This is a genomic window from Nocardia sp. NPDC060249, from assembly GCF_042728755.1.
GTDB lineage: Bacteria > Actinomycetota > Actinomycetes > Mycobacteriales > Mycobacteriaceae > Nocardia.
Genome location: NZ_JBHXAQ010000001.1, coordinates 1,397,789 through 1,421,584, shown reverse-complemented (window position 1 = coordinate 1,421,584; position 23,796 = coordinate 1,397,789). Strand labels below are relative to the sequence as shown.

Genomic DNA, 23,796 nt, shown 5'->3' with positions numbered 1-23,796 from the left:
TCAGTCGAGCGCGCGCAGCGATTCCTCGTCGCGCGCCAGCACCGCGCCGCCGTCGGCGGTGAGCACGATGGGGCGCTGGATCAGCTTCGGATGCTGCGCCAGCGCGTGCAGCCACCGGTCCCGATCCGCCTCGGTGCGCCCCCAGTCCGCCATGCCGAGATCCTTGGCGATCTGCTCGCCGGTGCGGGTGATATCCCACGGCTGCGCACCCAGCCGGGTGAGCACCCCCCGCAGTTCCTCGACCGTCGGCGGGTCGTCGAGGTAGCGCCGCACGGTGTACTCCACGCCGGCCGCGTCGAGGTGCGCGGTGGCGTTGCGGCTCTTCGTGCAGCGCGGGTTGTGCCAGATCTCGGTCTGCCCAGATGTCATCGTCGCAGCGTAGGTCACCTGCGCTGCGGGCCTGGCGGCCCGTGGCGATACTGGAACCATGAGCGATTCCGTGTCTCCCGAAAACCCTTACGGCACACCGACGACCACCGGCCCCGAGCCGATCCGCTCCTCTCAGTCCCGGCTCAATACCGTCATCCGGGGCCTGCTGAAGGTGCCGGTGCTCTCCGGCATCGTCGGCAAACGGCTGGCCACCCTGCACGTGGTCGGCCGCAAATCCGGCACCGTCTACAACGTCCCGGTGGCCTACACCGTGCACGGCGGCGACTTGCTGATCGGCACGGCGCTGCGGCCGTGGGTGAAAAACCTCCAGGGCGGCGCGCAGGTGCGCTTGTCGCGCGGCCGCGCACCCGAAACCTTCACCGCCACCGTGTACACCGACGAACAGCACGTCCTGGAGCTGTTCGCGGTGATCGCGCGCGACAACAAGCAGAACGCGAAGTTCAACGGCATCGGCTACCTCCCCGACGGCGAACCGTCCGCGGCCGACATCTACCAGACCTGGCAGCAGGGCGGTGTGGTCATCGGCCTGACACCGCGCTGAACGCACGGCGACGGTCCATCGGCCGCCCCGACGGACCGTCGCAGGTGGGTGACTACTTACCGCCCTCGGTCGGGGTGACCTGCGCGGGCTGGAAGCTCGCACCCGTCACGTCCACGCCCGCGGCCTTCAAGCGATCGAGCGCCGTGGTGACGTACTCGCTGGTGTAGGCATCGGCATCCGGGTCCTTGGTGAGCACCGTTGCGCCCTCGGCGTTCTTGGTGTTCTTCGCGATCGAGACCGTGCGATCCCATGCGGTCTTGTCGATGGTGCCGATACCCGCGGGTGCGGGCCAGATCAGTTTGTTCACCTCGTTGATCTGCCACTGCTGGTGCCCGGCGCCGAGCGTGGCGCCCGCGGCCACGGTGATGTCGCGGCACTTGTCGAGATTGTCGCGGCAGAAGGCCCAGCCCTGGAGCGAGGCGGTGAGAAATTTCACCGTCTGATCCTGGTACTTGCTGTCCTTCAGCTTCTCGGTGTTGGCCCACAGCGCGTCCTGCAGCATGGCCACACCTTCGTCGTTCCAGTCGATGGTGGTGAAATCGTCCGCGGTGTAGAGCTTTCCGGTGGCCGGGTTCTCGGTTTCGAGCAGCTGAGCGTACTCGTTGTAGGACATGGCCTGGGCGGCGGCGATGTCCTTGGCGAGGAAGGCGTTCATGTCGAACTGCTGCTGGACCAGTTTCACGTCCTTGGCCGGGTCGATGCCGGCCTTGGTCATCCCGGCGAAGAGCTCGAATTCGTTGCCGTAGCCCCAGTTTCCGACGGTCTTGCCCCGCAGCGCGGCGGGCCCGGCGATGTTCTCGGACTTGAACGAGACCTGCTTGGTGCCCGATTTCTGGAAGATCTGGGCGATCTCGGTGATCCCGGCGCCCGCCTCGCGCGACGCGAGGGCCTTGGGTACCCAGGCCACCGCGTAGTCGGCCTGGCCCTGGGCGAGCACCGTCTGCGGCACGATGTCGGTGCCGCCGTCGAGGATCTCCACCGACAGGCCCTGTTCCTTGTAGAACCCCTGGTCCACCGCGGCCAGGTAGCCCGCGAACTGCCCCTGCTTGAACCATTGCAGCTGCAAGGTCACCTTGATGAGGCCGTCGGCGGTGGTCTCGGAGTCACTGTCGGTGGTACTACAGCCGGTCAGCGCGGCGGCGGCCACGGCGGCCAGCGCCACCGCGATACGCAACCGGAGTGCGGTCTGGGTCATGGATTGATCTCCCTCATCGGATCGTGGACAGCAGTGGGGTTCGGGGTCGGCGGGTGAGTTGTTCGAGCAGCAGCACGGCGGCCAGGAACACCAGGCCCACGCACATCGCACCGACGACATACGCCCAGGCCCGCGGGTAGGCGGTGTTGGCCGCGGCGGAGGTGATCCGGCTGCCGAGTCCGTTCTGCAGGCCGCCGAAGTACTCGGCGATGATCGCCGCGATGACCGCGCCGGGTGCGGCGATCCGCAGTCCGGTGAACAGGTGCGGCAGCGCGGCGGGCAGGCGCACGGTGCGGGTGATCTGCCAGCCCGACGCGGCGTAGGAGGTCATCAGGTCGGCCTGCACCTTCGGCACCTGCCGCAGTCCGCGTGCGGTGCTGACGAAGACCGGGAAGAACACGACGATGGTGACGACGAGCCGTCGCGGCGTCTCGGTGGTCGTGGAGTACATCGAGTTCAGCAGTGGTGCCAGCGCCACGATCGGTACCGCGGCCGCGGCGGCGGCCAGCGGCGTGAGCAGCCCGTCGATCAGTGCGAACCGCACCGCGAGAACGGCGGCGGCCAGGCCGAGGACCGTCCCGGCGACCAACCCGATCAGCGCGTTCGTGCCGGTGGCGAGCGAGGCATCGAGGATTCGGCCCGCGTTCTCACCGAACTGGGTGGCAATCGCGCTGGGCGCGGGGAGCAGGAACGAGGGCACGCCCGCCACCGCGGTGAGCACCTGCCACAGCGCGAGGACGACGACGCCGACCAGTACCGGCGGCAGCCAGGTCTTCATCGCAGATCCCGTCCGGCCACGGCGGTGTCGTCGTGCTCGCCGCGCAGCGCCGCGCGCACCGCGGCGACGGCGGCGAAGAACTCCGCGGACGCCCGAACATCGGTGCCCGCCTCCCGATCCCAGCCGCCGGTCGCCACGATGTCGCTGATCCGGCCCGGTCGTGCGGACAGCACCACCACCCGGTCCGACAGGTACACCGCCTCGGGGATCGAGTGGGTGACGAACACGACGGCGGCGCCGGTCTCCCCCGCGATGCGCAGCAGCTCGCCCTGCATGCGTTCCCTGGTCATCTCGTCGAGCGCACCGAACGGTTCGTCCATCAGCAGCAGCGACGGTGTGCGCGCCAGCGCGCGGGCGATCGCGACGCGCTGTTGCATGCCGCCGGACAGTTCGGCCGGATATCGGCCGGCGAACTCGCTGAGCCCGGCCATGGCGAGCAGTTCGGCGCTGCGTGCCTTGCGCTGCGCCTTCGGCACCTTGTGCAATTCCAGGGGCAGTTCGACATTGGCCGCGACCGTGCGCCAGTCGAGCAGACCCGCCTGCTGGAACGCGATGCCGTAGTCCTGGTCGATCCGGGCCTGCCGCGCGGGCTTGCCGTGCACGGTGACCGTGCCGCTGCTGGGTGTCTCGAGGTCGGCGACGATCCGCAGCAGGGTGGACTTGCCGCAGCCGGAAGGTCCGATGAGCGAGACGAATTCGCCCGCCGCGACGGTGAGCGAGACATCCGACAGTGCCGTCACCGCACCGGCGGCGAAGGTCTTGCCGAGGTGGCTCAGCTCGACCGCGGCCGAGACCGGCGGCACCGGGCTGCCGGGTTCGGCGGCTGGGGTGGTCATGGGTACTTCTTCCTGAAACGTTGTCGTGGAGAGTGTTGCGGCGGCGCTCATCGGCCATCGCCCGCTGTGCCGGTGCCCGGCGGGTGGCTGTAGCGGCGCAGCGCCAGCTCCACCAGCCCGACCAGCGCGGTGAGGACGACACCGAGCAGCGCGGCGGCGAACACGGCGGCGTACAGCCGGGCCGCGTCGCCGGTGGCCTGCTGGGAGAACACGATGATCTGGCGTCCGATCCCGCCCGCGGTGCCGGTGGAGATCTCGGCGACGACCGCGCCGATCACCGCGGCCGCCGCGGCCAGTCGTAGCGCCGGAATCAGCGAGGGCACGGCGGCGGGAAACCGCAAGCGCGTCAACGTCGCCCACCAACCGGCCGAACAGCTGCGCATCAATTCGACCGAGGCCGCCGACGGCGCCTGGAGCCCGCGCAGCATCCCGATGGCGATCGGGAAGAAGGCGAGATAGGCCGCGATCACCACGATGCTCATCCACGGCCGCCACGGCTCACCACCGATGGACAGCTTGCCGCCCCAAGCCGCCACCAGCGGAGCGAGCGCGATCAGCGGAACCGTCTGTGAGAGCACCACATACGGCAGCAGTCCGCGTTCGAGCCAGCCGAACCGCTGCATCGCGACCGCCAGCGCCACGCCGACCGCGGCGCCGAGCAACAACGCGAGCAACGACAGCGCCAGCGTGAAAATTGCTGTGCGTAACAGTGTTTCACCGACGGTGCCCTTGCCGTCCGCGTCACCGAGCACGGTGAGCACCGCCCAGACGTGCGGGAGGGCGCCGTCGCTGGTGCGCGGAAGTACTCGGGTGCCCGCGATGCTCACGCCGTCGGCGGGCACCAGCACTTTCACCAGCTCCCAGATCACCGCCACGAGCACGAACGCGCTCACCGTGTAGACCGCGCGCAGCAACCGGGTCCGACCGGGTGTGGAGGCGCGGATCTGCTGCGGGACAGCAGCTGTCGCCGGATCGATGGTCATCGTGGTCACCGGCGCACTCCCACCCGCTGTTGCCCGGCGATCACGACAGACCGGCCGCTTGTATCGCGGTGACCTGCTGATTCAGCCGCGGCAGCACCTGCTCGCCATAGGCCTCGAGCGTGGCCGTCTTGGCATCGTGCTGCAGATACACCGCGAATTGGCCGACGCCGAGCTGCTCGAGCTCCCACAACCGGGCGAGCTGCTCGTCCGGGGTCCCGATCAGGCAGAACCGGTCCACGATCTCGTCGGGCACGAAATCGGCATGCGTGTTGCCCGCGCGCCCGTGCTGGTTGTAGTCGTAGCCCTGCCTGCCGGCGATGTAGTCGGTCAGCGCCGCCGGAACATCGCCGCCCGTACCGTATTTCGCGACGATGTCGGCGACGTGATTTCCGACCATGCCGCCGAACCAGCGACACTGTTCACGGGCGTGTTCCAGGCCGGCTTGCGAGCCATCGGTGACGTAGGCGGGCGCGGCGACACAGATCTTCACCGACAGCGGATCTCGGCCTGCCGCCTCGGCCGCGGCCCGTACCTTGCCGATGGTCCACGCGGTGATGTCGGGGTCGGCGAGCTGCAGGATGAACCCGTCGGCGACCTGCCCGGTGAGTTCGAGAGCCTTGGGCCCGTATCCGGCCACCCACACCTCGAGCCGCGAATCGGCGGCCCACGGGAATCGCACCTCGATGTCACCGACGCGGGCGCTGCGACCGTTGCCCAGTGCCCTGATCACCTCGACCGATTCGCGCAGGGTGGCCAACGTCGTCGGTTCCTCGCCGACGGTGCGGACCGCGGAGTCACCCCGCCCGATGCCGCAGATCGTGCGGTTGCCGAACATCTCGTTGAGCGTGGCGAACACGGACGCGGTCACCGTCTGGTCCCGGGTGGCCGGGTTGGTGACCATGGGCCCGACGGTCACCTTCCGGGTGGCGGCCAGGATCTGGCTGTAGATCACATAGGGCTCCTGCCAGAGCAGGTGCGAGTCGAAGGTCCACACGTGCGAGAACCCGTGGGTTTCGGCCACTCTGGCCAGTTCGATCACCCGCGACGAGGGTGGTGTGCACTGCAGGACGACTCCGATGTCCATCGGCACTCTCCGTTTCGGCAGTTGGTTTCTACAGCAGGTTCTGTGACAGGCCGCGCCGGAGGAACCGGCCGTGCCCGGCGCGACCGTGGTAGGCGCCGTTGTCGACGATCACCCGGCCGCGCGACAGCACCGTGTCGACATGACCGTCGATCTCGAAGCCCTCCCACGCGGAGTGATCGATGTTCATGTGGTGGGTCTTGCCCAGACCGATGCTGGTGTGCCCGTTGGGGTCGTAGATCACGACGTCGGCGTCGGCGCCCGGGCTGATCACACCCTTGCGCGGGTACATGCCGAACATCCGGGCGGGGCTGGTGCAGCAGACCTCCACCCACCGTTCGAGCGAGATCCGCCCGTCCTTGACCCCCTGGAACAGCAGATCCATCCGGTGCTCGACCCCGCCGATCCCGTTCGGGATCTTGCTGAAATCGCCCACCCCGAGCTCTTTCTGGTCCTTCATGCAGAACGGGCAATGGTCGGTGCTCACCGCGGTGACGTCACCGGTGCGGATGAAGCGCCACAGCTCGTCCTGATGGCCTTCGGCGCGCGAGCGCAGCGGTGTGGAGCAGACCCACTTGGCGCCCTCGAAACCCGGTGCGCCCAGCTGTTCTTCGAGTGAGAGATACAGGTACTGCGGACAGGTCTCGGCGAACACGTTCTGCCCGTTGTCCCGCGCCGTCACGATCTGATCCATCGCCTGCTTGGCCGAGACGTGCACCACATACAGCGGGGCGCCGGTCAACTGCGCCAGCATGATCGCGCGATGGGTGGCTTCCTCTTCCATCTGCCACGGGCGGCTGGTGCCGTGGAAGTAGGGCGAGGTGTTCCCGCGTGCGAGGGCCTGTTCGACGAGAACGTCGATGGCGATGCCGTTCTCCGCGTGCATCATCATCAACGCACCGAGGTCGCCCGCGGACTGCATGGCGCGCAGGATCTGGCCGTCGTCGGAGTAGAAGACGCCCGGGTAGGCCATGAACAGTTTGAAGCTGGTGACGCCTTCGCTGACGAGTTCGCTCATCCCTTTGAGGGATTCGTCGTCGACATCGCCGATGATCTGATGGAACCCGTAGTCGATCGCGCACCGCCCGGCGGCCTTGCCGTGCCATTCCGCGAGAGTGTCCTGCACCCGCTGGCCCGGTTTCTGTACGGCGAAGTCGACGATGGTGGTGGTGCCGCCCCAGGCCGCGGCCCTTGTCCCGGTTTCGAAGGTGTCGCTGGCCTCGGTGCCGCCGAACGGCAGCTGCATGTGCGTGTGCCCGTCGACGCCGCCGGGGATCACGTACTTGCCGGTCGCGTCGATCACCGTGTCCGCGCCGGCGGCCAGATCGGCGCCGAGGGCGGTCGAACCCGGTTGCAGGACAGCGACAATCGTCTCGTCGTCGATCAGCACGTCGAGCAGCTGGGACCCGGTGGCGCTCACCACCGTCCCGCCGTGGATGAAGGTGCGCATCAGGGGTTCACCAGCGATCCGTAGGCCTCCGGGCGACGGTCGCGATAGAACGCCCATCTCTCGCGCACGATCGTGATCAGATCCATATCGAGATCACGGACAACCAATTCCGGCGAAGTATCGGAGGCGACCTCGCCGACGAACTTCCCCTCGGGGTCGACGAAATAGCTCGTACCGTAGAAGTCGTCGTCGCCGTATTCACTCTCGATGCCGACCCGGTTGATCGCACCGATGTAATACTCGTTGGCCACCGCCGAGGCCGGCTGCTCGAGTTTCCACAAATAGCTGGAAAGCCCCCTCGACGTCGCCGACGGATTGAACACGATTTCCGCGCCCGCGAGGCCGAGCGCCCGCCAGCCCTCCGGGAAATGGCGGTCGTAACAAATATAGACGCCTACTTTGCCGACCGCGGTATCGAATACCGGCCAGCCCAGATTGCCCGGCCGGAAGTAGAACTTCTCCCAGAATCCGGTCACCTGCGGGATGTGGTGTTTGCGGTATTTACCGAGGTAGGAGCCATCGGCGTCGATCACCGCCGCCGTGTTGTAGAGCAGCCCCTCCATCTCGCGCTCGTACACCGGCAACACCATCACCATGTTCAGCTCGGCGGCCAGAGCGGCGAACCGCTCGGTCGTCGGGCCCGGCACCGATTCGGCGAACTCGTAGAACTTGGTGTCCTGTAGCTGGCAGAAATACGGGCCGTAGAACAACTCCTGGAAGCAGATCACCTGCGCGCCCTGCGCCGCCGCCTCCCGTGCGTAGTCCTCGTGCGCCGTGATCATCGATTCTTTGTCACCGGTCCAGGTGGTCTGGACGAGCGCCGCTCTGACGATTCCCATGCTTTGTTATACTGCACCTACAACTGATTCTGTTGTGTTACAAGTGCGCGGAAACAGTTTCGGTGCCGTAAACGTTGGCGGTGCACCCAGGATCCGCCCCGCACCACCGCGCAGAATGAGCCGATGACCGAAGCCTCGCCGACCGCACTGCCCGCGGATTTCGCCGGGGACCTCGACGAACGAACCGCCGCCGGAATCGCCGCCGCGATCGGTCGCCGCATCCGCTCGGGCGCACTCGCCCCCGGCACCCGGCTGCCCACGGTGCGCGAGATGGCCCGCGAACTCCGGGTCTCCCCCGCCACCGTCAGCCAGGCCTGGCGCGCGCTGGCCGCGACCGGCGCGATCACCGCGCGCGGACGGGCGGGCACCTTCGTCGGCGAGACACAGCAGGCGCCGATCGGGCGGTATCAGCGCCTGCACTCACAGTCCGACAACGCCTTTCGCGTCGACCTGTCGCACGGCACCCCCGATCCGGCGCTGCTGCCCGACCTGGCCGCCGCACTGCACGCGCTCTCACGCGATACCGCGCCGGGCGATCTCTCGGCCCACTATCTCGGCGAGGCGGTGCTGCCCGCGCTCGCCGAGACACTGCGCGCCGACTGGCCGTGGCCGTGCGAACGGCTGACCGTCCTCGACGGCGCCCTGGACGCGGTGGACCGGCTGCTCGCCGCCCATGTGCGTTTCGGCGACCCGGTGATCGTCGAGGATCCGTGCTTCCCCCCGTTCCTCGACCTGCTCGCCCGCCTCGGGGCGCGCCCGATCGCCGTCGGCCTCGACGAATCCGGGTTCCTGCCCGAGGAGTTCGCGCGCGCGTTCGACGGACCGGCACCGCGCGCGGTGATCCTGCAGCCGCGCGCCAACAACCCGACCGGAGCCTCTCTCAGCGCGGCCAGAGTTCGCGAACTGGCGGCGATCCTGGGCTCGCACCCGGCGCTGATCATCGAGGACGACCACTCCGCGGGCATCGCGACCACCCCGCTGCGCTCCCTGGCCGCGCGCTTCCCGGACCGCGGGGTCTACATCCGCTCCTACTCCAAGTCCCACGGCGCCGATCTGCGGCTGGCCGTCGCGGGTGGGCCCGCGGCACTGCTGGATCCGGTGGTCGAACGCCGGATGCTCGGGCCGGGGTGGTCCAGCCGGCTCCTGCAGCGCGTGCTGTTGACGATGCTCCACGATGCCGGGGCGCGCGCCACCGTCGCGGGCGCGCGCCTCGAATACCGCAGGCGCGCCACCGTTGTGCGCCGCGCGCTGGCCCGCCACGATGTCGTCGTGGCCGCGGGCGACGGCATCAATCTCTGGCTGCCGGTCTGCGACGAGAACGCCGCGATGATCAGCCTCGCCGCCGCGGGCATCAAGGTCGCGCCGGGCGGCCCGTTCGAAGCGGGCGAGCGGCCTGTCAGCGACCATCTGCGGCTGACGCTGGGCGCCCTCGGCGACACCGATATCGCCTGGCTCGCCGCCGAACTCGCCGCCGCGGCCACCGCCACCGCGACCTACCGGCGTATCCGCAGATCCTGACGTGCGGTGCGCGGTCGCGTCGTCGCGCTACATCGCACGCAGGTCGGTCCACATCCGCGACCACGGCCGCACCGGCTGTTCGCAGCGCCAGATCGTCACATCGCGGGTGACGCCCTCGTAGCCGAGTCGGGCATCCGCCCGGCCGATCGGCGTCACCGAGCCGAAGTGCGCGCGCAGCCGCTCCAGCTCCCCACCGACGTAGAGCACCGTGGTCGCCGAGTCCGGTGGCGTGCCGAGGTAGCCGTACCCACGATTCGGGCTGTACACCGCGGGCCAGCGGTACTGCTGCCGGTAGGTTTCGAGAGCCCCTGCCTGCCAATAACTTTCGGCGACGATCACCGAGTGCGCACGCTCGGCGGGTGTCAAGGCCTGATACGCGAGGTCGGTCGACGCGGCCAGTTCGGGCCACCCGAACCTGCCGTGCAGCAACAGGTCGACGCCGCCGGTACTCGGCGGGATCGAGGACTCCGGCTGCCAGGGCAGCGACCCCGCCGCGAGAACGACCGACAGCACGAGCACCGGGACCGCCGCGATCCGCTGCCAGGCGATCCTGGCCTCGACCAGCCCGACCGCACCGGCGGCCATCGCGACCGGATAGACGCCGACGACGTAGTACGGCCGCCCGCCGGTGGCCACGAACGCGACGACGACGAGCACGACCACCAGGCCGAGGAACCGGTAGGGCCGCAACGATTCCGCGCGGAACAACCGAACAGTTCCGTAGACCAGCAGGATCGCGCCGAGTAGCCCGGCCGCGCCGAGGGCGAGCGGCACGAAGATCAGCCGCCCGCCGATCGACTCCTGCTCGGCGCTGACCACCGCTCCCATCTCGAGCTGCGGCCAGCCGTTCGCTGCCTGCCACAGCACACTGGGCACCATCGAGACCGCGGTGACCGCGGCCCCGATCCACAGTGCGGGCCTGCGCAACAGATCGCGCGGCCCGTAGGCCAGCACACTGATCCCCACGCAGATCCAGAAGACCGGGATGAGCCATTTGACCTGCATGTCGATCGCGGTGACGATCCCCGCCCAGACCAGTAGCACGTCGGCGCGAGTCCGCACCCAGCGCACGAGCAACCAGGTGATCAGCACCCACAGCGGCCCGTCGATCGTGTTGGTCGCGAGCTGGCCGCCCTGCACGAGCAGAAACGGTGACGTCGCGTAGGCGGCCGCGCTGATCAGCTGCGCGCCCCGCCCACCGCCGAACTCCCGCGCGATCGCCGCCGCGAGGACGATCCCCGCGACGGTGATCACCAGGGCCGGAAGTCGCAGTGCCACCAGAGAACCCGGCGCGATCGTGTCCATCAGCCGCGCGATCAGCGGTACCAGCGGACCCTGGTCGGCGTAGCTGAACGACAGGTGCCCGCCCGCCGCCAGGAAGTACAACTCGTCGCCGAAGAATCCGTATTGCCCGAGCACGGCGAACAAGGCGATCGCGGCCGACAGCGCGATCGCGCCGACACCCAGCGTGGCGAACGGCGGAACCTCGCGTGCCACACCGGGTTCCGTGGATGCCGTCATCGTCGTCATCGGTTGTCGTCCTTCCTGGTCACCGCGTCGAACATCCGGAGCAGATGTGTGCGGTAGTGGCGCATGTCGAAATCGGGTTCGCGCACCGCCCGGTTCGCGACGCCGTCGATCGAGTCCCGGATCAACCGCGCGAGCACGGTCGGGTCGAAGTCGCCGAACTCGCCTGCGCGTTGCCCCTCGGCCAGTGCGGCGACCAGCGGCGCGATCATCTCGCGGTCCCCGTCGGGGGTGTCGAACCGCAGCGTGCCATCCGGTCCGCGCAGGTTGAGCACGATGTCGGCGACCGCGGCGACATAGCTTCTGTTGTTGTCGATGAACTGCAGATTCGACGACAGATAGGCGTGCAGGATCGCGCGGGAGCCATCCGCGGCCGCCGCCTCGATGAAGGGCCCCATGAACTCGGCACCGGCGACGAACAGCTGGATCACGACCTGCGACATCAGCTCGTCTTTGCCGTCGAAATGGTAGGAGATCACGCCCTTGGAGATCCCCGCGCGCTCGGCGATCCGGGCCAGGGACGCGTTGGCGTAGCCGAGTTCCGAGATCACCTCGGCGGCCGACGCGATGATCTGGCGGCGCCGCGCCTCCTCGATGAACGACCGCTGCTGCCCATCCGGGTAATTTTCTGGCCGCATGGTCAGAAATTAGCACGTTCGGACAGAATCCGCGCCTGGATGACGGCGATGCGGGCCGATCCGGCAGAATGGACCATCCCTCTCGGAAAGGTGGCAGTGGTGACGCCCGGTATGGCCCTCGGCGACGCGGCAGCGCGTATCCCGACGCGATAGCGACCGCCGGCGCTCGGCGTCGCGTTCCACGTCGGCACGCACGTGTCACCAGCACCGTCGATCACCGGGAGCAGTCCGTGTCCACCATCGCCTGGACCGAAGACCACGTTCACTACACCGCCGTCTGGCATTCGGAGAACGGCGCGCCCGCGCCGCGCATCGTCACCACCGCCGACGACCGGCTCTCGGCCGATCACGCGTTTCGCCGCATCAGGGCGGGCGAGGCGCTGCTGTGGCAGGGCGATTACAACAATGGTCGCCAATTGTTACAGGCGCTGGGCCGGCGCGCCGATCGCACACCGGCGAAGAAGCCCGCTGCCGGTGATCTCGGCGCGCTCTACGAGCACGAACGAATCCGAAGGCGCACGCGAGCGGGCATTCTCGGCGGGCTCCTGATCCGGCTGGGCAAGGGCTACGAGCTCGATCTGCGCCGGGCTCCCGAGGTGGCGGCGGCGTGCGAGGCGGCGTACGGTCCGGCGGAGGCCGAACGCGTGGTCACCTTCACCGAACTACTCGGTGTGGTGAGTGCCTATCGCTGGCAGCAGCAGGGGGTCGAAGTGCCCGCGCTCGGAGCGCGCGTGTACCCCGGCTACGGCGTATTCTCGCCCACTCGAAGCGAATACGTCGATCTCGTCGCCGACGCGCCCCTGGATCCCGAGATCCGCACGGCGTTCGATCTCGGCACCGGCACCGGCGTGCTGGCCGCGCTGCTCGCCACCCGCGGCGTCCCCGAGATCGTCGCCACCGATATCAACCCGCGGGCGCTACGGTGCGCGAAGGACAACGCCGAACGGCTCGGCTTCGGCCGGATGATCGCCGTGACCGGGCCCGCCCTGTACCCGCCCGGCCGCGCCGATCTGGTGGTGTGCAATCCACCCTGGCTGCCCGGCGTGCCGACCTCGGACCTGGAACGTGGTGTCTACGACCAGGATCAGTCGATGCTCACCGAGTTCGTCCGCGACCTGCGCGCGCACCTCACGCCCCACGGCGAGGGCTGGCTGGTGCTGTCCGACCTCGCCGAACTGCTCGGCCTGCGCCCGGCCGACCACATCCCGCGCCTGCTCGACGACGCGGGCCTGTCCGTGCTGGGCACGCTCACCACGCGGCCGCGCCATCCCCGCGCGACCGATCGCGATGACCCCCTCGCCGCGGCTCGCACCGCCGAGACGACCACGCTGTGGCGTTTGCGGGCCCGCTAGCGAACCGGCTCTCGCCCGTCGATCGGCCCGAAAGCGCCGGATTCTGTGTCGATCACACGACGAGCGGACCGGATCCGGTGGTCTGTCCCCACGCGAGCCGGTGTGGCTGGCAGGATGCGCGGTACATCGTCCGCCAGCACCCGCTTTCGAGGAGATCCCGCCAAGGTGACCAGCATTTCGCAGGACCGACCCTTCATTCGCGCGCTCGTCGGCGTCGGCATCGCCGCGGCCGCCCTGGTGGCACTCGCCCCCGCCGCGCAGACCGCACCGATGCGTCAGGCAGTCATCCCCGGCTGCTCGCCCGCCGTGGCGGGTCAGCCCAACGGCAAGCAGTGGCCCACCGAGCCCGCGATCACCATCGACACCGCGGCGAGCCACACCGCCACCCTCGACACCACCTGCGGCACAGTCACCATCGCGCTCGACGCCGCCGCGGCCCCGCGCACGGTGAACTCGTTCGCCTTCCTGGCCCGCGAGGGCTACTTCGACCACACCCGCTGCCACCGGCTCACCACCCAGGGCATCTTCGTGCTCCAGTGCGGCGACCCCACCGCCACCGGCATGGGCGGCCCCGGTTACAAGTTCACCGACGAGAACCTCGCGGGCGCGGTCTACCCGGCGGGCACCGTCGCGATGGCCAACGCGGGCCCCGGTACCAACGGCAGCCAGTTCTTCCTGGTCTACCGCGACACCCAGCTGCCCCCGAACTACACCCCCTTCGGCACCATCACCGAGGGCCTGGGTGCCCTGACCAACGTCGCCAACGCCGGCGTCGCGGGTGGCGGTGCCGATGGCGCCCCGGTGGCCGATGTGGTCTTCAACGCCGTGACCACCACTCAGAGCTGAGCGACGACGAGGGCCGCGCCTCCCGTTTCGGGAGACGCGGCCCTCGTCGCAGCAGCTGGTTCGATCAGCCGGCGCTGATCGAACTGAACAGGTTCTGGATGGTCTGCAGGATGATCTCGGTCAGCAATTCAGCGGCGGAACCGGCCATGACAACGCTCCTCGTAAGTCCTCATCAGGTGAAACGAACAAGTGAAGCGTGCCTTATTCACTTGTCGTCGCGCAGCGTTTCGGCCAAAAAAGTGAACAGAAAACGCGAAGGCCGCGCCCCACCGGGACGCGGCCTTCGCGGCTCGTGACTACAGGTACTGACCGGTGTTGGACTCGGTGTCGATCGCCCGGCTGGCCGAGGCGTTCTTGCCGGTGACGAGCGTGCGGATGTAGACGATCCGCTCACCCTTCTTGCCCGAGATCCGCGCCCAGTCATCAGGATTGGTGGTGTTGGGCAGGTCCTCGTTCTCGGCGAACTCGTCGACGATCGAGTCGAACAGGTGCTGGATCCGCAGACCCGGGTTACCCGTGTCGAGCACCGACTTGATCGCGTACTTCTTCGCCCGGTCGACGATGTTCTGGATCATCGCGCCGGAGTTGAAGTCCTTGAAGTACAGGACTTCCTTGTCACCGTTGGCGTAGGTGACCTCCAGGAACCGGTTGTCATCGCTCTCGGCGTACATCCGCTCGACGACCTTCTCGATCATCGCCTCGACGCACGCCTGCTTGTCGCCGTCGAACTCGTGCAGATCGCTCTCGTGCAGCGGCAGCGTCTCGGTGAGGTACTTCGAGAAGATGTCCTGCGCCGACTCCGCGTCGGGGCGCTCGATCTTGATCTTCACATCGAGACGGCCCGGCCGCAGGATCGCGGGATCGATCATGTCCTCCCGGTTGGAGGCACCGATCACGATGACGTTCTCGAGGCCCTCCACACCGTCGATCTCCGAAAGCAGCTGCGGCACAACGGTGGTCTCCACATCGGAGGAGACACCGGAACCACGGGTGCGGAAAATCGAGTCCATCTCGTCGAAGAACACGATCACCGGAGTACCCTCGGAGGCCTTCTCGCGGGCCCGCTGGAAGATGATCCGAATGTGGCGCTCGGTCTCGCCGACGAACTTGTTGAGCAGCTCGGGGCCCTTGATGTTGAGGAAGAACGACTTGGCTTCCTTGGCATCCTGACCACGCGATTCGGCGATCTTCTTGGCGAGGGAGTTGGCCACCGCCTTGGCGATCAGCGTCTTACCGCAGCCGGGCGGACCGTAGAGCAGCACACCCTTGGGCGGGCGAAGCGCGTACTCGCGGAACAGATCCTTGTGCAGGAACGGCAGTTCCACCGCGTCGCGGATCTGCTCGATCTGACGGCCGAGGCCACCGATGTCGGTGTAGTCGACGTCGGGAACCTCTTCCAGCACAAGGTCTTCGACCTCGGCCTTGGGAACGCGCTCGAACGCGAAGCCCGCCTTGGTGTCGACCAGCAGCGAATCACCCGGGCGCAGTTTGCGAATCGGCGAATCGGGGTCGGCCATGTCGTCGTATTCGGCGATCTTGGACAGCGGGCCCGACAGCCACACCACCCGCTCTTCGTCGGCGTGACCGACCACGAGGGCGCGCCTGCCGTCGTCGAGAATCTCACGCAGCGTGCCGATTTCGCCGATGGCGTCGAAATTTCCGGCCTCGACGACGGTGAGTGCCTCGTTGAGGCGCACGGTCTGGCCGTATTCCAGTGCGTCGGCGTCGATGTTGGGCGAGCAGGTGAGGCGCATCTTGCGACCGGAGGTGAAGACGTCGACCGTCTGATCCTCGTAGGCGTGGATGACGATGCCGTATCCGCTCGGCGGCTGGCCGAGGCGATCGACTTCCTCGCGCAACGCGATCAGCTGCTGGCGCGCTTCTTTGAGCGTGTCCATCAACTTGCCGTTGCGGATGGTCAGCGAATCGATCCTGGCTTCCAATTCGCGTGCGCGATCCGGCGAATCGGCGAGTTGCCTGCGAAGAGCAGCCGACTCGGCGCGTACCGCCTCGAGCTCTCGCCAGGCCGCCGAATCCGAATTCTCGTTGGGGCTCATGATGCTGCTCCTCCCAGTCCCGGTCTATCAACGCTACCGGGCGCGGTCCGTTCTCGCTTTCCGACATGGTTTCGTCGTGATCACATCTTGTACGGTCGGTACGACATCAACCACACATTCGCACCTGTTAGGCTCCCCTAACACCCCGTACGGGGCACTCGCCGAACGAGTCGAAAGGTTGCTGTCCATGCTCCTTCCTCCCCGCACGATCCGTGTCACCGTCGCCGCCGCGGCGGCGGCGCTCGCCGTCACCGTCGGACTGACCGGCTGCGGCGATTCCGACGATTCCTCGACGAACGCCACCACGAGCAGTACCAGTATCGCGGCCGCTCCGTCCAGCGTTTCGGCAACCCCGGCAGCTTCGGGTGACAACGCCGCCGCCCCCACCGCTGATTCCCTGAAGGCGACTCTCATCAAGTTCGCCGATCCCGGAGTATCCACCGACGACAAGGCGAAACTGATCGTCAACGGCGACGCGCACAAGTCCAACATCGATCAGATGAACGGCATGCTCGCCGGCTACACCCTGACCTTCGCCGTCGACAACGTCGCGACCAGTGGTGACACCGCCACCGCGGATGTGACGATCACCTCTCCGCACGGCACGGCGCCCTCGTTCCCGGTCACCTGGCAGAAGGAGAACGGCACGTGGAAGCTCTCCGACGCCAGCGGCTGCCTGCTGCTCGGCTTCGCCCAGGCTCCCTGCGCGCCCGCCTGACCGCTCGGCACGGCCTGGATGGTCCGTGAGTACCACCCGGGCCGTGCCGTCGCTCTGCACCGCACGCAGGCCACAAGATCACCCGGGCTGGATCGATCGCCACCGCTCACCGGCGCGACCAGCGGTCCACGCCGCGTAGTTCCACTCAGCGACCGGGGTAGTTCCGCGCTGTGACCGTGGCGCGAATTCTGCGATGGTCTCGGGCATGAGCGTTGTTCCCAGTGTCGCGGTGGTCGCTGCGAACACCCCGGCCGATCGTGACCGGTTCCTGGATCTGCTGCGGATCTCGTCGCTGGTGGTGGTCGTCGCCGGCCATTGCCTGATGCTGACCGTGACGGTGTCGGGCCCCGAGGTGCATTTCGGCAATGTGCTCGCCGAGCTGCCGATGCTGCGGCCGCTGACCTGGGTGCTGCAGGTGCTTCCGCTGTTCTTCTTCGCGGGCGTCGCCGCGGGCGCGCGCCGCATCGGACCCGGGACATCATGGGGCGCTTGGCTTTTCCGACGCACCCAGCGGCTGGTGCGACCGCTCGGCTATTTCGTGGCCGCCTCGGTGGCGCTGGTGACGGTGGCCGATCTGGTGCTCGCGCCGGGGTGGCACCGTCCACTCGCGGTGACGAGCGTGCAGCTGCTGTGGTTTCTCGGAACGTACCTGGCGGTGCTGGCGTTCGTGCCCTTGCTCGCGGCGCGGATCACCAGCGGTCGCCGGATGTTCGCCGCGGTCGCGGTGATCGTGGCCGTCACGGCGATCGTCGACGCGGTGCGGTTCGCCGGCGGGCCGAGCGAGCTCGGCTACCTGAACATGTTCGTCTGGCTGGTGCCCGCGGTGCTCGGGATCGGGTATCTGCGCGGCCTGCTGCGCCGGCGCACCGCGGCGGTGCTGGCCGCGGCGGTGCTGCTCGCCGACGCGCTCTTGGTCCTTGTCGGCCCGTACGAGGTGAGCATGGTCACCGTGCCGGGCCAACAGCTGTCGAACCTGGCGCCGCCCTCGCTGCTGCTGGCCGGGCACGCGGTGATGCTGTGCTGCGCCGCCGTCGCCGCGGCGCCGTGGTTGCGCCGTCTCGCCGCACGCCCCCGGGTCTGGTGGTTGACGGTCATCGGCAACACCGGCGCCATGACGCTGTATCTGTGGCACATGCCCGCCCTGCTCACCGTGCTGGTACTCAGCCACCTGGCGGACGCCGACCGCGCCGCACCAACCGAATCCGGGTTCTGGCTGCTCACGGCGGTGCAGCTCACCGCGACCGCCGCGCTCACCGGCGCACTGTTCCTCGGCCTGCGTGGCCTGGAGAACACGCCGTTGCGCTGGTGGGACGGGCCGGTGGCGGCGGTGCGCGGCGTCCGCTCGGCCACCACCGTGCTTGCCGTGGTCGCGGCCGGAATCGCGATCCTGCAAGCCACCCGATGGGGCCTCACCGTGGACGGTGGGATCTGGTTCGCGGGCGCGGCGGCGGCGTTGCTGGCCGCCCGCCTGCTCACCCGTGCGTGATCAGCCCTTGGACGGACGCCGCTGCGGCTTGGGCGTGACGGTGCCCTCGGCCAGCCGCCGCGCGCTCACCAGGAACGCGGTATGACCCTGCATGCGATGCTCCGGGCGCACCGCCAGACCGACGACGTGCCAGCCACGCACCATCGACTCCCACGAGCGTGGTTCGGTCCAGCATTCCTGCTCACGCAGCGCCTCGACCACCTTGGACAGCTGGGTCACGGTGGCGACGTACACCACCAGCACCCCACCGGGAACCAGCGCCTTCGACACCGCGGGCAACGCGTCCCACGGCGCCAGCATGTCGAGCACGACGCGATCGACCTGCGGCCCCTCGTACCGGGCCACGTCGGCGATCGTGATCGACCAGTTCGCCGGCCGCTCGCCGAAGAAGGTCTCCACATTGCGGACGGCGTGCTCGGCGTGGTCGTCGCGGATCTCGTAGGAGATCACCTCGCCCCCGGGACCGACCGCGCGCAGCAACGAGCAGGTCAGCGCACCCGAACCGGCGCCGGCTTCCAGCACTCGCGCACCCGGGAACACATCGCCCTCGTGCACGATCTGGGCGGCGTCCTTGGGGTAGATCACCGCGGCGCCACGCGGCATCGACAGCACATAGTCGGTGAGCAACGGGCGAAGGGCCAGATACGGGGTGCCGTTCACCGACTTCACCACGGTCCCCTCGTCGTTGCCGATGAGGTCGTCGTGCTTGATGCCGCCGCGATGGGTATGGAATTCCTTACCCTCCTCGAGCACCACGGTGAAGAGGCGTCCCTTACCGTCGGTCAGCTGCACGCGGTCCCCGATAGCGAATGGACCGGTTCGTCTGGCCGTCATTGATCTCCCGTTCTTCGAATGGACCTGTCAGCCTGCCAGGCGCGCCGATCCGCGCGATCGACGGGTCAGCTGTTTCGCGGCGACCGCGCGATCGTGTCGGTGTGTGCGGTTACCCTGCGAAACATGTCCGTGCCCCTGTCCGTGCCCCTGACCGATGACACCGCCGGCGCGCCGGCGCATCGGTCGCGTCCGGCGTTGTCGCCTTCGCGGGCAAGCGATTTCAAGCAGTGCCCGCTGAAATACCGGTTGCGGGCGATCGATCGGGTGCCGGAACCGCCGTCGCGAGCGGCGGTGCGCGGGACCGTCGTGCACGCGGTGCTGGAAGATCTGTTCGGGTTGCCCGCGGCCGAGCGTCAGCCGGCGCGGGCCGCCGAGTTGGTGGCGGGGGCCTGGGAGCGTGTGCGCGCGGAGCGCGACGGGATGGACGAGCTCGTCGCCGAGGGTGGGCCGGAGGCGCTGTTCGACGAGGTGCGCACGTTGGTCGCGAGCTACTACGAGCTCGAGGACCCGCGCCGATTCGAGCCACACGCGCTGGAGGAACGGGTCGAGGTCGACCTCGACGGCGACATCCCGCTGCGCGGTTTCGTCGACCGCATCGACGTGGCGCCCAACGGGCTGCTGCGGGTTGTCGACTACAAGACCGGTCGCTCCCCCGGCCCCCTGCACGAAGCGCGAGCGCTGTTCCAGCTCAAGTTCTACGCGCTGATGATCCTGCGCACCCGCGATATCGTCCCGGCCCAACTGCGCCTGATCTATCTGGCCGACAAGAACATTCTCACCTACACACCCGAGCGCGAGGAGCTGGATCGCTTCCAGCGCATCCTCACCGCGCTCTGGCAAGCCATCATCGACGCGGGCAGAACCGGGGACTTCCCGCCCACTCGCAACTCGATGTGCAAGTTCTGCGACTTCAAACCCCTGTGCCCCGAATTCGGCGGCACGCCGCCGCCGTACCCGGGGTGGCCGGTCCAGGCCACGGCCCCGGCCGACCTGGTGACAGAACGGCTTCCCGAAGACGTGTGACAGCGAACTGCTCGCATCGCCACACCGGCGCGGTTGTCCGGGTTAAGCTGCGAACACCCTATGCAACTCGTTGAATATGAAATGAGTGACAGATGCATCCTTTCCGCACGGCGGTCGAAGCGCGTGACGAAGCGGCCATCGAGGCATTGCTGGCCGAGAATGTGGTCTTCACCAGCCCTGTCGCCTTCCAGCCCTATCCCGGCAAGGCCATCACCGCGGCCATCTTGCGCGCGGTGATCCGCGTCTTCGAGGACTTCCGCTACGTGCGCGAGATCGGCGAGGGACGCGATCACGCCCTGGTGTTCGAGGCCACCGTGGACGGCAAGCAACTCACCGGGTGCGATTTCGTCCACCTCGACGAGAACGGCAAGATCGACGAGCTGATGGTGATGGTCCGTCCGCTGTCGGCGGCGACCGCCCTGGCCGCGCGGATGGGCGCGCAGTTCGAACAGATCAAGGCCGAGGCGACCGCGAGCAGCCGGGCCGATTCCTGAGGCTGCCCGCGGCGGGCACTCAGACCGCGAAGTCGCGGAACAGCAGTACCGAGAGACCGAGGCCGACAGCGAGATTCACGACCGCCGCCGAGCCGAAGACCACGATCGGCCGCCACCCGGCTTCGCGCAGCCCACGCAGCGAGAACTCCAGGCCGATCGAGACGAAGGCCAGGATCAGGAACCAGGTGCGCAGGTCGTTGATGACGGCGATGTGCGCGGCGCCGGTCTTCTTGTCGACCGACTGCAGATACAGCGTGCCGATGATCGAGGCGGCGATGAACCCGAGCACGAATTTCGGGAACCTGGCCCAGAATTCACCGATGCTCGGACGCGCCGCACCTTCGGTGCGATCCACGCGGAACGCGAACCAGGCGGTGAGGGCGATCGCGACGAGACCGATGAGCGCGTTCTGAGTGGTCTTGACGATCGTCGCGATCTGCAACGACTGCTCACCCGCCAGCGCACCCGCGGCAGCCACCGCGGCGGTGGTGTCGATATTGCCACCGATCCACGCGCCCGCCACCGCATCGGAGAGCCCGAGAACGTCAGCGAGCCAGGGCAGCAGGAAGATCGAGGGCAACGCGAAGATGATCACCAGCGACGCGGCGTAGGCGATCTGCTCGCGCCGTGCCTGCACCGCACCCGCCGCCGCGATGGCCGCGCTCACCCCGCAGATCGACACCGCCGACGCCAGCAGCGCCCGCAACTTGTCGTCGAGGCCGAGCACCCCGCCCAACCACCAGGTGAACCCGAAGACGATGGTGATCAAGGCCAGCGCCTGCACGATCGACGGCGCGGCGGCTGTTACCAGGATCTTCAGATTGATCGACGCACCGAGCAGCACCACGCCGGTCTTGATGAAGAACTCGGTACGGAACCCGGCTGAAAGCCGTTCTCGCAGCCCCAGTTTGTTCAACACCACATTGCCGATCAACCCGATCACGATCGCGTAGACCGGGTACTCGACTGTCTTCGCGACCCGCTTGAACGGCGTATCCGCCGCCCACTGTGGAACATGGGTGTCGAAGAACCGCGTCAACGCGCCCAGCACGAGCACGAGCGCGATCCCCGCCACGATATCGGCCACCGCGGGCCGCGAATTCCCCTGCAACGCCGCGGTTTCCGACGTAGTCCGTGCCGTCTCCCCCATCACGGCACCAGCCAATCCGGGATCGCCCCGACCAGCACAAGGCCGATCAGAACGAGCCCGACGACGGTAGCCAACCAGTCTTCGTTCCAGCTGAATGCGCTGCCCGGCCGCGGCTCGGGCTCTGTCTGCGACACGGTGACTCCTTGCTGTTCCTCATCGAGAAAACGCAAGGTAGCAACGGAATCGCGAAGGCACACCGATTGCGTTCAGCCTGAGCGGATCTCGCCGCTGACCGCACGATCGGCCGCATGATGTACGAGGGGCCGGCCTACTGCAGGCGGCGTTCCTCTTCTTCTTGCAAGCGGCGCCGCTCTTCTTCGCGCTCGACCTGCTCCTTCTCGATCTTCTCTTCGTGCTCGTTCTTGTTCGACATGTTCGCCCCGATCATGGATTGCCCGGACAAATCTGCCGTCCAGCCTACTCGCGGCGCTGTGCCCGGCCACGGCGTCGACCCGGCACACACGGTGGCGGCCACATGCCCCGATATTCCGGGTCCTCCGGTAGCACCTCGCCCCCCGTAAAATGCAGGTCGCGGGCATACAGCGAATCCCGCACGGCGAGGAGAAACCAATGAACCGCAGCCTGTCCCGGACCGTCGCAGCCGCCGGAATCGCGCTGGCGGTGGCAACCTTTCCAGCTGTCGCCTCCGCGAGCCCAGCCACAGCGCCGACCGTCGCCCAGCCCATCGTCAACGGCGCGCCGACACCACCGTTCGACCCGATCTGCCCGTTGTGTTTCGTGCGTGAGGCGCTCGAGAGTCTGTCGGCCCAGTAGCTTCAGGCACCGAGAACACGAAACCCCTCACCGGAGAGAACACGGGTGAGGGGTTTCGCCGGTAACGGATCAGAAGGCTCGGCAGGAACGGATGTCGGTGGCGAGGATCGCCTTGGCACCGAGGTCGGCCAGCTGGTCCATCAGTTCGTTGCCCTGCTTGCGCGGGACGAGGGCGCGCACGGCGACCCAGTCCGGGTCGGTCAGCGGGGAGACGGTCGGTGACTCGAGACCCGGAGTGATGGCGACGGCCTGGTCGAACAGCGACTTGGGGCAGTCGTAGTCGAGCATCAGGTACTGCTGGGCGAAGACGACACCCTGAATGCGGTTGATGAGCTGGTTGCGGGCGCGGTCGTCGCGATCGGAACCGGTGCGTTCGATGAGGACGCCCTCGGAGTCGCACAGGGACTCGCCGAACGCGACCAGGTTGTGCTGACGCAGGGTACGCCCGGAGCCGACCACGTCGGCGATGGCATCGGCGACACCGAGCTGGATCGAGATCTCGACCGCGCCGTCGAGGCGGATCACCTCGGCTTCGATGCCGAAGCGGGCGAGGTCGGCGCGGACCAGGTTCGGGTACGAGGTGGCGATGCGCTTGCCCGCCAGATCCTCGACCTTCCAGTCCTCACCCGCGGGGGCCGCGTAACGGAAGCTGGAGCGTCCGAAACCGAGCGACAGCCGCTCGCTCACCGGGGAACCGGAGTCCAGCGCCAGGTCACGGCCGGTGATGCCGAGGTCGAGCTCGCCGGAGCCGACGTAGATGGCGATGTCCTTGGGGCGAAGGAAGAAGAACTCGACCTGATTGGCGGGGTCGAGAACGGTGAGATCGCGGGAATCGGTCCGTTTGCGGTATCCGGCCTCGCTCAGGATGGAGGTGGCGGCTTCCGACAGCGAACCCTTGTTGGGAACTGCGACGCGCAACATGGGATGGGATCCTTTCGGGGAAGTGAGAAACGTGTCGATCGGGACGGATCAGCCGTCACAGATGTCGGTACACGTCCTCGAGCTTCAGCCCACGTCCCAGCATCATCACCTGGACCCAGTACAGCAGCTGGGAGATCTCCTCGGCGAGCGCTTCATCGCTCTCGTGCTCGGCGGCCAGCCAGATCTCGCCTGCCTCCTCCAGAACCTTCTTGCCCTGGAAATGAACGCCTGCGTCCAGCGCGGCCACGGTGCCAGAGCCCTCGGGACGGGTCTGGGCACGCTCGGTCAGCTCGGCGAACAGGGATTCGAAGTTCTTCACGAGTAGAGATTGTTTCATACCCGACCCAGCGGTTTTCCCGGCGCAC

Annotated in this window: 26 protein-coding genes; 9 read left to right on the top strand and 17 right to left on the bottom strand. The window is 67.9% G+C overall.

From position 1 onward, the window contains the following. Complete coding sequence (locus tag ACFWFP_RS06385) at positions 1–369, bottom strand: arsenate reductase family protein (RefSeq protein WP_379293471.1); 369 nt, start codon at positions 367–369, stop codon at positions 1–3. Positions 370–427: 58 nt separating this feature from the next. On the opposite strand from ACFWFP_RS06385, the gene ACFWFP_RS06380 reads away from it, so the two are divergent. Then, entirely contained in the window at positions 428–931 is a 504-nt protein-coding gene (locus ACFWFP_RS06380) for a nitroreductase/quinone reductase family protein (RefSeq protein ID WP_379293469.1), read from the top strand. Positions 932–983: 52 nt separating this feature from the next. On the opposite strand, the gene ACFWFP_RS06375 is transcribed toward ACFWFP_RS06380, so the two are convergent. The 7 genes from ACFWFP_RS06375 to ACFWFP_RS06345 are packed head-to-tail and all read right to left on the bottom strand — an operon-like array spanning position 984 to position 8,093. Beyond that, entirely contained in the window at positions 984–2,126 is a 1,143-nt protein-coding gene (locus tag ACFWFP_RS06375) for an ABC transporter substrate-binding protein (protein WP_379293468.1), read from the bottom strand. A gap of 13 nt (positions 2,127–2,139) precedes the next feature. After that, positions 2,140–2,904, bottom strand: a complete 765-nt coding sequence (locus tag ACFWFP_RS06370; RefSeq protein WP_379293467.1) for an ABC transporter permease — start codon at positions 2,902–2,904, stop codon at positions 2,140–2,142. Then, positions 2,901–3,740 carry an ABC transporter ATP-binding protein gene (locus ACFWFP_RS06365; protein ID WP_379293466.1) on the bottom strand — a complete coding sequence of 280 codons (840 nt, stop codon included), beginning with the start codon at positions 3,738–3,740 and terminating at the stop codon, positions 2,901–2,903. Before ACFWFP_RS06365 ends, ACFWFP_RS06370 begins: the two co-directional genes overlap by 4 nt. A 47-nt stretch (positions 3,741–3,787) precedes the next feature. Beyond that, positions 3,788–4,723, bottom strand: a complete 936-nt coding sequence (locus ACFWFP_RS06360) for an ABC transporter permease (protein WP_379293788.1) — start codon at positions 4,721–4,723, stop codon at positions 3,788–3,790. 40 nt (positions 4,724–4,763) lie between these two features. After that, positions 4,764–5,807 carry a TIGR03842 family LLM class F420-dependent oxidoreductase gene (locus ACFWFP_RS06355; RefSeq protein WP_379293465.1) on the bottom strand — a complete coding sequence of 348 codons (1,044 nt, stop codon included), beginning with the start codon at positions 5,805–5,807 and terminating at the stop codon, positions 4,764–4,766. Between the two features lie 28 nt (positions 5,808–5,835). Beyond that, complete coding sequence (hydA, locus tag ACFWFP_RS06350; protein ID WP_379293464.1) at positions 5,836–7,254, bottom strand: dihydropyrimidinase; 1,419 nt, start codon at positions 7,252–7,254, stop codon at positions 5,836–5,838. Further along, positions 7,254–8,093 (bottom strand): nitrilase-related carbon-nitrogen hydrolase, encoded by an 840-nt coding sequence (locus ACFWFP_RS06345; protein ID WP_379293463.1) that lies wholly within the window; start codon positions 8,091–8,093, stop codon positions 7,254–7,256. Before ACFWFP_RS06345 ends, hydA begins: the two co-directional genes overlap by 1 nt. Before the next feature lie 123 nt (positions 8,094–8,216). Here ACFWFP_RS06345 and ACFWFP_RS06340 point away from each other — a divergent pair, with 123 nt between their 5' ends. Further along, the gene (locus ACFWFP_RS06340; protein ID WP_379293462.1) at positions 8,217–9,611 is read left to right on the top strand and encodes an aminotransferase class I/II-fold pyridoxal phosphate-dependent enzyme; all 1,395 of its coding nucleotides are present in this window, start codon (positions 8,217–8,219) and stop codon (positions 9,609–9,611) included. A gap of 27 nt (positions 9,612–9,638) precedes the next feature. Here ACFWFP_RS06340 and ACFWFP_RS06335 read toward each other — a convergent pair whose 3' ends face one another. Beyond that, positions 9,639–11,141: an ArnT family glycosyltransferase gene (locus ACFWFP_RS06335; RefSeq protein WP_379293461.1), complete on the bottom strand. Its 1,503-nt coding sequence runs from the start codon at positions 11,139–11,141 to the stop codon at positions 9,639–9,641. Next, complete coding sequence (locus ACFWFP_RS06330) at positions 11,138–11,776, bottom strand: TetR/AcrR family transcriptional regulator (RefSeq protein WP_379293460.1); 639 nt, start codon at positions 11,774–11,776, stop codon at positions 11,138–11,140. Before ACFWFP_RS06330 ends, ACFWFP_RS06335 begins: the two co-directional genes overlap by 4 nt. 230 nt (positions 11,777–12,006) lie before the next feature. Between ACFWFP_RS06330 and ACFWFP_RS06325 the strand changes: the two genes are divergently transcribed. Together ACFWFP_RS06325 and ACFWFP_RS06320 are read left to right on the top strand one after the other, a co-directional pair. After that, complete coding sequence (locus ACFWFP_RS06325; RefSeq protein ID WP_379293459.1) at positions 12,007–13,128, top strand: methyltransferase; 1,122 nt, start codon at positions 12,007–12,009, stop codon at positions 13,126–13,128. 165 nt (positions 13,129–13,293) lie between these two features. Next, the gene (locus tag ACFWFP_RS06320; RefSeq protein WP_379293458.1) at positions 13,294–13,974 is read left to right on the top strand and encodes a peptidylprolyl isomerase; all 681 of its coding nucleotides are present in this window, start codon (positions 13,294–13,296) and stop codon (positions 13,972–13,974) included. A gap of 296 nt (positions 13,975–14,270) precedes the next feature. Here the strand turns inward: ACFWFP_RS06320 and arc are convergent, their stop codons facing one another. After that, on the bottom strand, positions 14,271–16,031 hold the full coding sequence (gene arc, locus ACFWFP_RS06315; protein ID WP_379293457.1) for a proteasome ATPase: 1,761 nt from the start codon (positions 16,029–16,031) through the stop codon (positions 14,271–14,273). 187 nt (positions 16,032–16,218) lie between these two features. Between arc and ACFWFP_RS06310 the strand changes: the two genes are divergently transcribed. Both ACFWFP_RS06310 and ACFWFP_RS06305 read left to right on the top strand, forming a co-directional pair. Further along, on the top strand, positions 16,219–16,749 hold the full coding sequence (locus ACFWFP_RS06310) for a hypothetical protein (RefSeq protein WP_379293456.1): 531 nt from the start codon (positions 16,219–16,221) through the stop codon (positions 16,747–16,749). 205 nt (positions 16,750–16,954) lie between these two features. After that, positions 16,955–18,235 carry an acyltransferase gene (locus tag ACFWFP_RS06305; RefSeq protein ID WP_379293455.1) on the top strand — a complete coding sequence of 427 codons (1,281 nt, stop codon included), beginning with the start codon at positions 16,955–16,957 and terminating at the stop codon, positions 18,233–18,235. Here ACFWFP_RS06305 and ACFWFP_RS06300 read toward each other — a convergent pair whose 3' ends face one another. After that, positions 18,236–19,069, bottom strand: coding sequence for a tRNA (adenine-N1)-methyltransferase (locus ACFWFP_RS06300; RefSeq protein ID WP_379293454.1), 834 nt, complete (start codon positions 19,067–19,069; stop codon positions 18,236–18,238). Positions 19,070–19,192: 123 nt separating this feature from the next. Here ACFWFP_RS06300 and ACFWFP_RS06295 point away from each other — a divergent pair, with 123 nt between their 5' ends. Together ACFWFP_RS06295 and ACFWFP_RS06290 are read left to right on the top strand one after the other, a co-directional pair. Next, a complete protein-coding gene (locus tag ACFWFP_RS06295; protein WP_379293453.1) occupies positions 19,193–20,092 on the top strand; it encodes a RecB family exonuclease in 900 nt (299 codons plus the stop codon). 92 nt (positions 20,093–20,184) lie between these two features. Then, positions 20,185–20,586: a nuclear transport factor 2 family protein gene (locus tag ACFWFP_RS06290; protein WP_379218177.1), complete on the top strand. Its 402-nt coding sequence runs from the start codon at positions 20,185–20,187 to the stop codon at positions 20,584–20,586. 19 nt (positions 20,587–20,605) lie between these two features. Here ACFWFP_RS06290 and ACFWFP_RS06285 read toward each other — a convergent pair whose 3' ends face one another. The 3 genes from ACFWFP_RS06285 to ACFWFP_RS06275 all read right to left on the bottom strand — a co-directional run bounded on the left by ACFWFP_RS06285 (position 20,606) and on the right by ACFWFP_RS06275 (position 22,211). Then, on the bottom strand, positions 20,606–21,736 hold the full coding sequence (locus tag ACFWFP_RS06285) for a YeiH family protein (RefSeq protein WP_379293452.1): 1,131 nt from the start codon (positions 21,734–21,736) through the stop codon (positions 20,606–20,608). Continuing rightward, positions 21,736–21,870 carry a hypothetical protein gene (locus ACFWFP_RS06280; RefSeq protein ID WP_255532827.1) on the bottom strand — a complete coding sequence of 45 codons (135 nt, stop codon included), beginning with the start codon at positions 21,868–21,870 and terminating at the stop codon, positions 21,736–21,738. Before ACFWFP_RS06280 ends, ACFWFP_RS06285 begins: the two co-directional genes overlap by 1 nt. A 134-nt stretch (positions 21,871–22,004) precedes the next feature. Continuing rightward, the gene (locus ACFWFP_RS06275) at positions 22,005–22,211 is read right to left on the bottom strand and encodes a hypothetical protein (protein WP_379293451.1); all 207 of its coding nucleotides are present in this window, start codon (positions 22,209–22,211) and stop codon (positions 22,005–22,007) included. A gap of 95 nt (positions 22,212–22,306) precedes the next feature. Between ACFWFP_RS06275 and ACFWFP_RS06270 the strand changes: the two genes are divergently transcribed. Then, positions 22,307–22,510 (top strand): hypothetical protein, encoded by a 204-nt coding sequence (locus ACFWFP_RS06270; protein WP_379293450.1) that lies wholly within the window; start codon positions 22,307–22,309, stop codon positions 22,508–22,510. Between the two features lie 69 nt (positions 22,511–22,579). On the opposite strand, the gene hisG is transcribed toward ACFWFP_RS06270, so the two are convergent. Together hisG and ACFWFP_RS06260 are read right to left on the bottom strand one after the other, a co-directional pair. Next, complete coding sequence (gene hisG / locus ACFWFP_RS06265; RefSeq protein WP_379293449.1) at positions 22,580–23,431, bottom strand: ATP phosphoribosyltransferase; 852 nt, start codon at positions 23,429–23,431, stop codon at positions 22,580–22,582. A 55-nt stretch (positions 23,432–23,486) separates the two neighbouring features. Beyond that, positions 23,487–23,768, bottom strand: a complete 282-nt coding sequence (locus ACFWFP_RS06260) for a phosphoribosyl-ATP diphosphatase (protein WP_174562637.1) — start codon at positions 23,766–23,768, stop codon at positions 23,487–23,489. Between the last annotated feature and the right edge of the window lie 28 nt (positions 23,769–23,796).

What these genes read in the sequence shown, in the direction of transcription:
- ACFWFP_RS06385 (WP_379293471.1), bottom strand. Translation starts at nt 369, where the DNA reads ATGACATCTGGGCAGACCGAGATCTGGCACAACCCGCGCTGCACGAAG.
- ACFWFP_RS06380 (WP_379293469.1), top strand. Translation starts at nt 428, where the DNA reads ATGAGCGATTCCGTGTCTCCCGAAAACCCTTACGGCACACCGACGACC.
- ACFWFP_RS06375 (WP_379293468.1), bottom strand. Translation starts at nt 2,126, where the DNA reads ATGACCCAGACCGCACTCCGGTTGCGTATCGCGGTGGCGCTGGCCGCC.
- ACFWFP_RS06370 (WP_379293467.1), bottom strand. Translation starts at nt 2,904, where the DNA reads ATGAAGACCTGGCTGCCGCCGGTACTGGTCGGCGTCGTCGTCCTCGCG.
- ACFWFP_RS06365 (WP_379293466.1), bottom strand. Translation starts at nt 3,740, where the DNA reads ATGACCACCCCAGCCGCCGAACCCGGCAGCCCGGTGCCGCCGGTCTCG.
- ACFWFP_RS06360 (WP_379293788.1), bottom strand. Translation starts at nt 4,723, where the DNA reads ATGACCATCGATCCGGCGACAGCTGCTGTCCCGCAGCAGATCCGCGCC.
- ACFWFP_RS06355 (WP_379293465.1), bottom strand. Translation starts at nt 5,807, where the DNA reads ATGGACATCGGAGTCGTCCTGCAGTGCACACCACCCTCGTCGCGGGTG.
- hydA (WP_379293464.1), bottom strand. Translation starts at nt 7,254, where the DNA reads ATGCGCACCTTCATCCACGGCGGGACGGTGGTGAGCGCCACCGGGTCC.
- ACFWFP_RS06345 (WP_379293463.1), bottom strand. Translation starts at nt 8,093, where the DNA reads ATGGGAATCGTCAGAGCGGCGCTCGTCCAGACCACCTGGACCGGTGAC.
- ACFWFP_RS06340 (WP_379293462.1), top strand. Translation starts at nt 8,217, where the DNA reads ATGACCGAAGCCTCGCCGACCGCACTGCCCGCGGATTTCGCCGGGGAC.
- ACFWFP_RS06335 (WP_379293461.1), bottom strand. Translation starts at nt 11,141, where the DNA reads ATGACGACGATGACGGCATCCACGGAACCCGGTGTGGCACGCGAGGTT.
- ACFWFP_RS06330 (WP_379293460.1), bottom strand. Translation starts at nt 11,776, where the DNA reads ATGCGGCCAGAAAATTACCCGGATGGGCAGCAGCGGTCGTTCATCGAG.
- arc (WP_379293457.1), bottom strand. Translation starts at nt 16,031, where the DNA reads ATGAGCCCCAACGAGAATTCGGATTCGGCGGCCTGGCGAGAGCTCGAG.
- ACFWFP_RS06310 (WP_379293456.1), top strand. Translation starts at nt 16,219, where the DNA reads ATGCTCCTTCCTCCCCGCACGATCCGTGTCACCGTCGCCGCCGCGGCG.
- ACFWFP_RS06305 (WP_379293455.1), top strand. Translation starts at nt 16,955, where the DNA reads ATGAGCGTTGTTCCCAGTGTCGCGGTGGTCGCTGCGAACACCCCGGCC.
- ACFWFP_RS06300 (WP_379293454.1), bottom strand. Translation starts at nt 19,069, where the DNA reads ATGACGGCCAGACGAACCGGTCCATTCGCTATCGGGGACCGCGTGCAG.
- ACFWFP_RS06295 (WP_379293453.1), top strand. Translation starts at nt 19,193, where the DNA reads ATGTCCGTGCCCCTGTCCGTGCCCCTGACCGATGACACCGCCGGCGCG.
- ACFWFP_RS06290 (WP_379218177.1), top strand. Translation starts at nt 20,185, where the DNA reads ATGCATCCTTTCCGCACGGCGGTCGAAGCGCGTGACGAAGCGGCCATC.
- ACFWFP_RS06285 (WP_379293452.1), bottom strand. Translation starts at nt 21,736, where the DNA reads ATGGGGGAGACGGCACGGACTACGTCGGAAACCGCGGCGTTGCAGGGG.
- ACFWFP_RS06270 (WP_379293450.1), top strand. Translation starts at nt 22,307, where the DNA reads ATGAACCGCAGCCTGTCCCGGACCGTCGCAGCCGCCGGAATCGCGCTG.
- hisG (WP_379293449.1), bottom strand. Translation starts at nt 23,431, where the DNA reads ATGTTGCGCGTCGCAGTTCCCAACAAGGGTTCGCTGTCGGAAGCCGCC.
- ACFWFP_RS06260 (WP_174562637.1), bottom strand. Translation starts at nt 23,768, where the DNA reads ATGAAACAATCTCTACTCGTGAAGAACTTCGAATCCCTGTTCGCCGAG.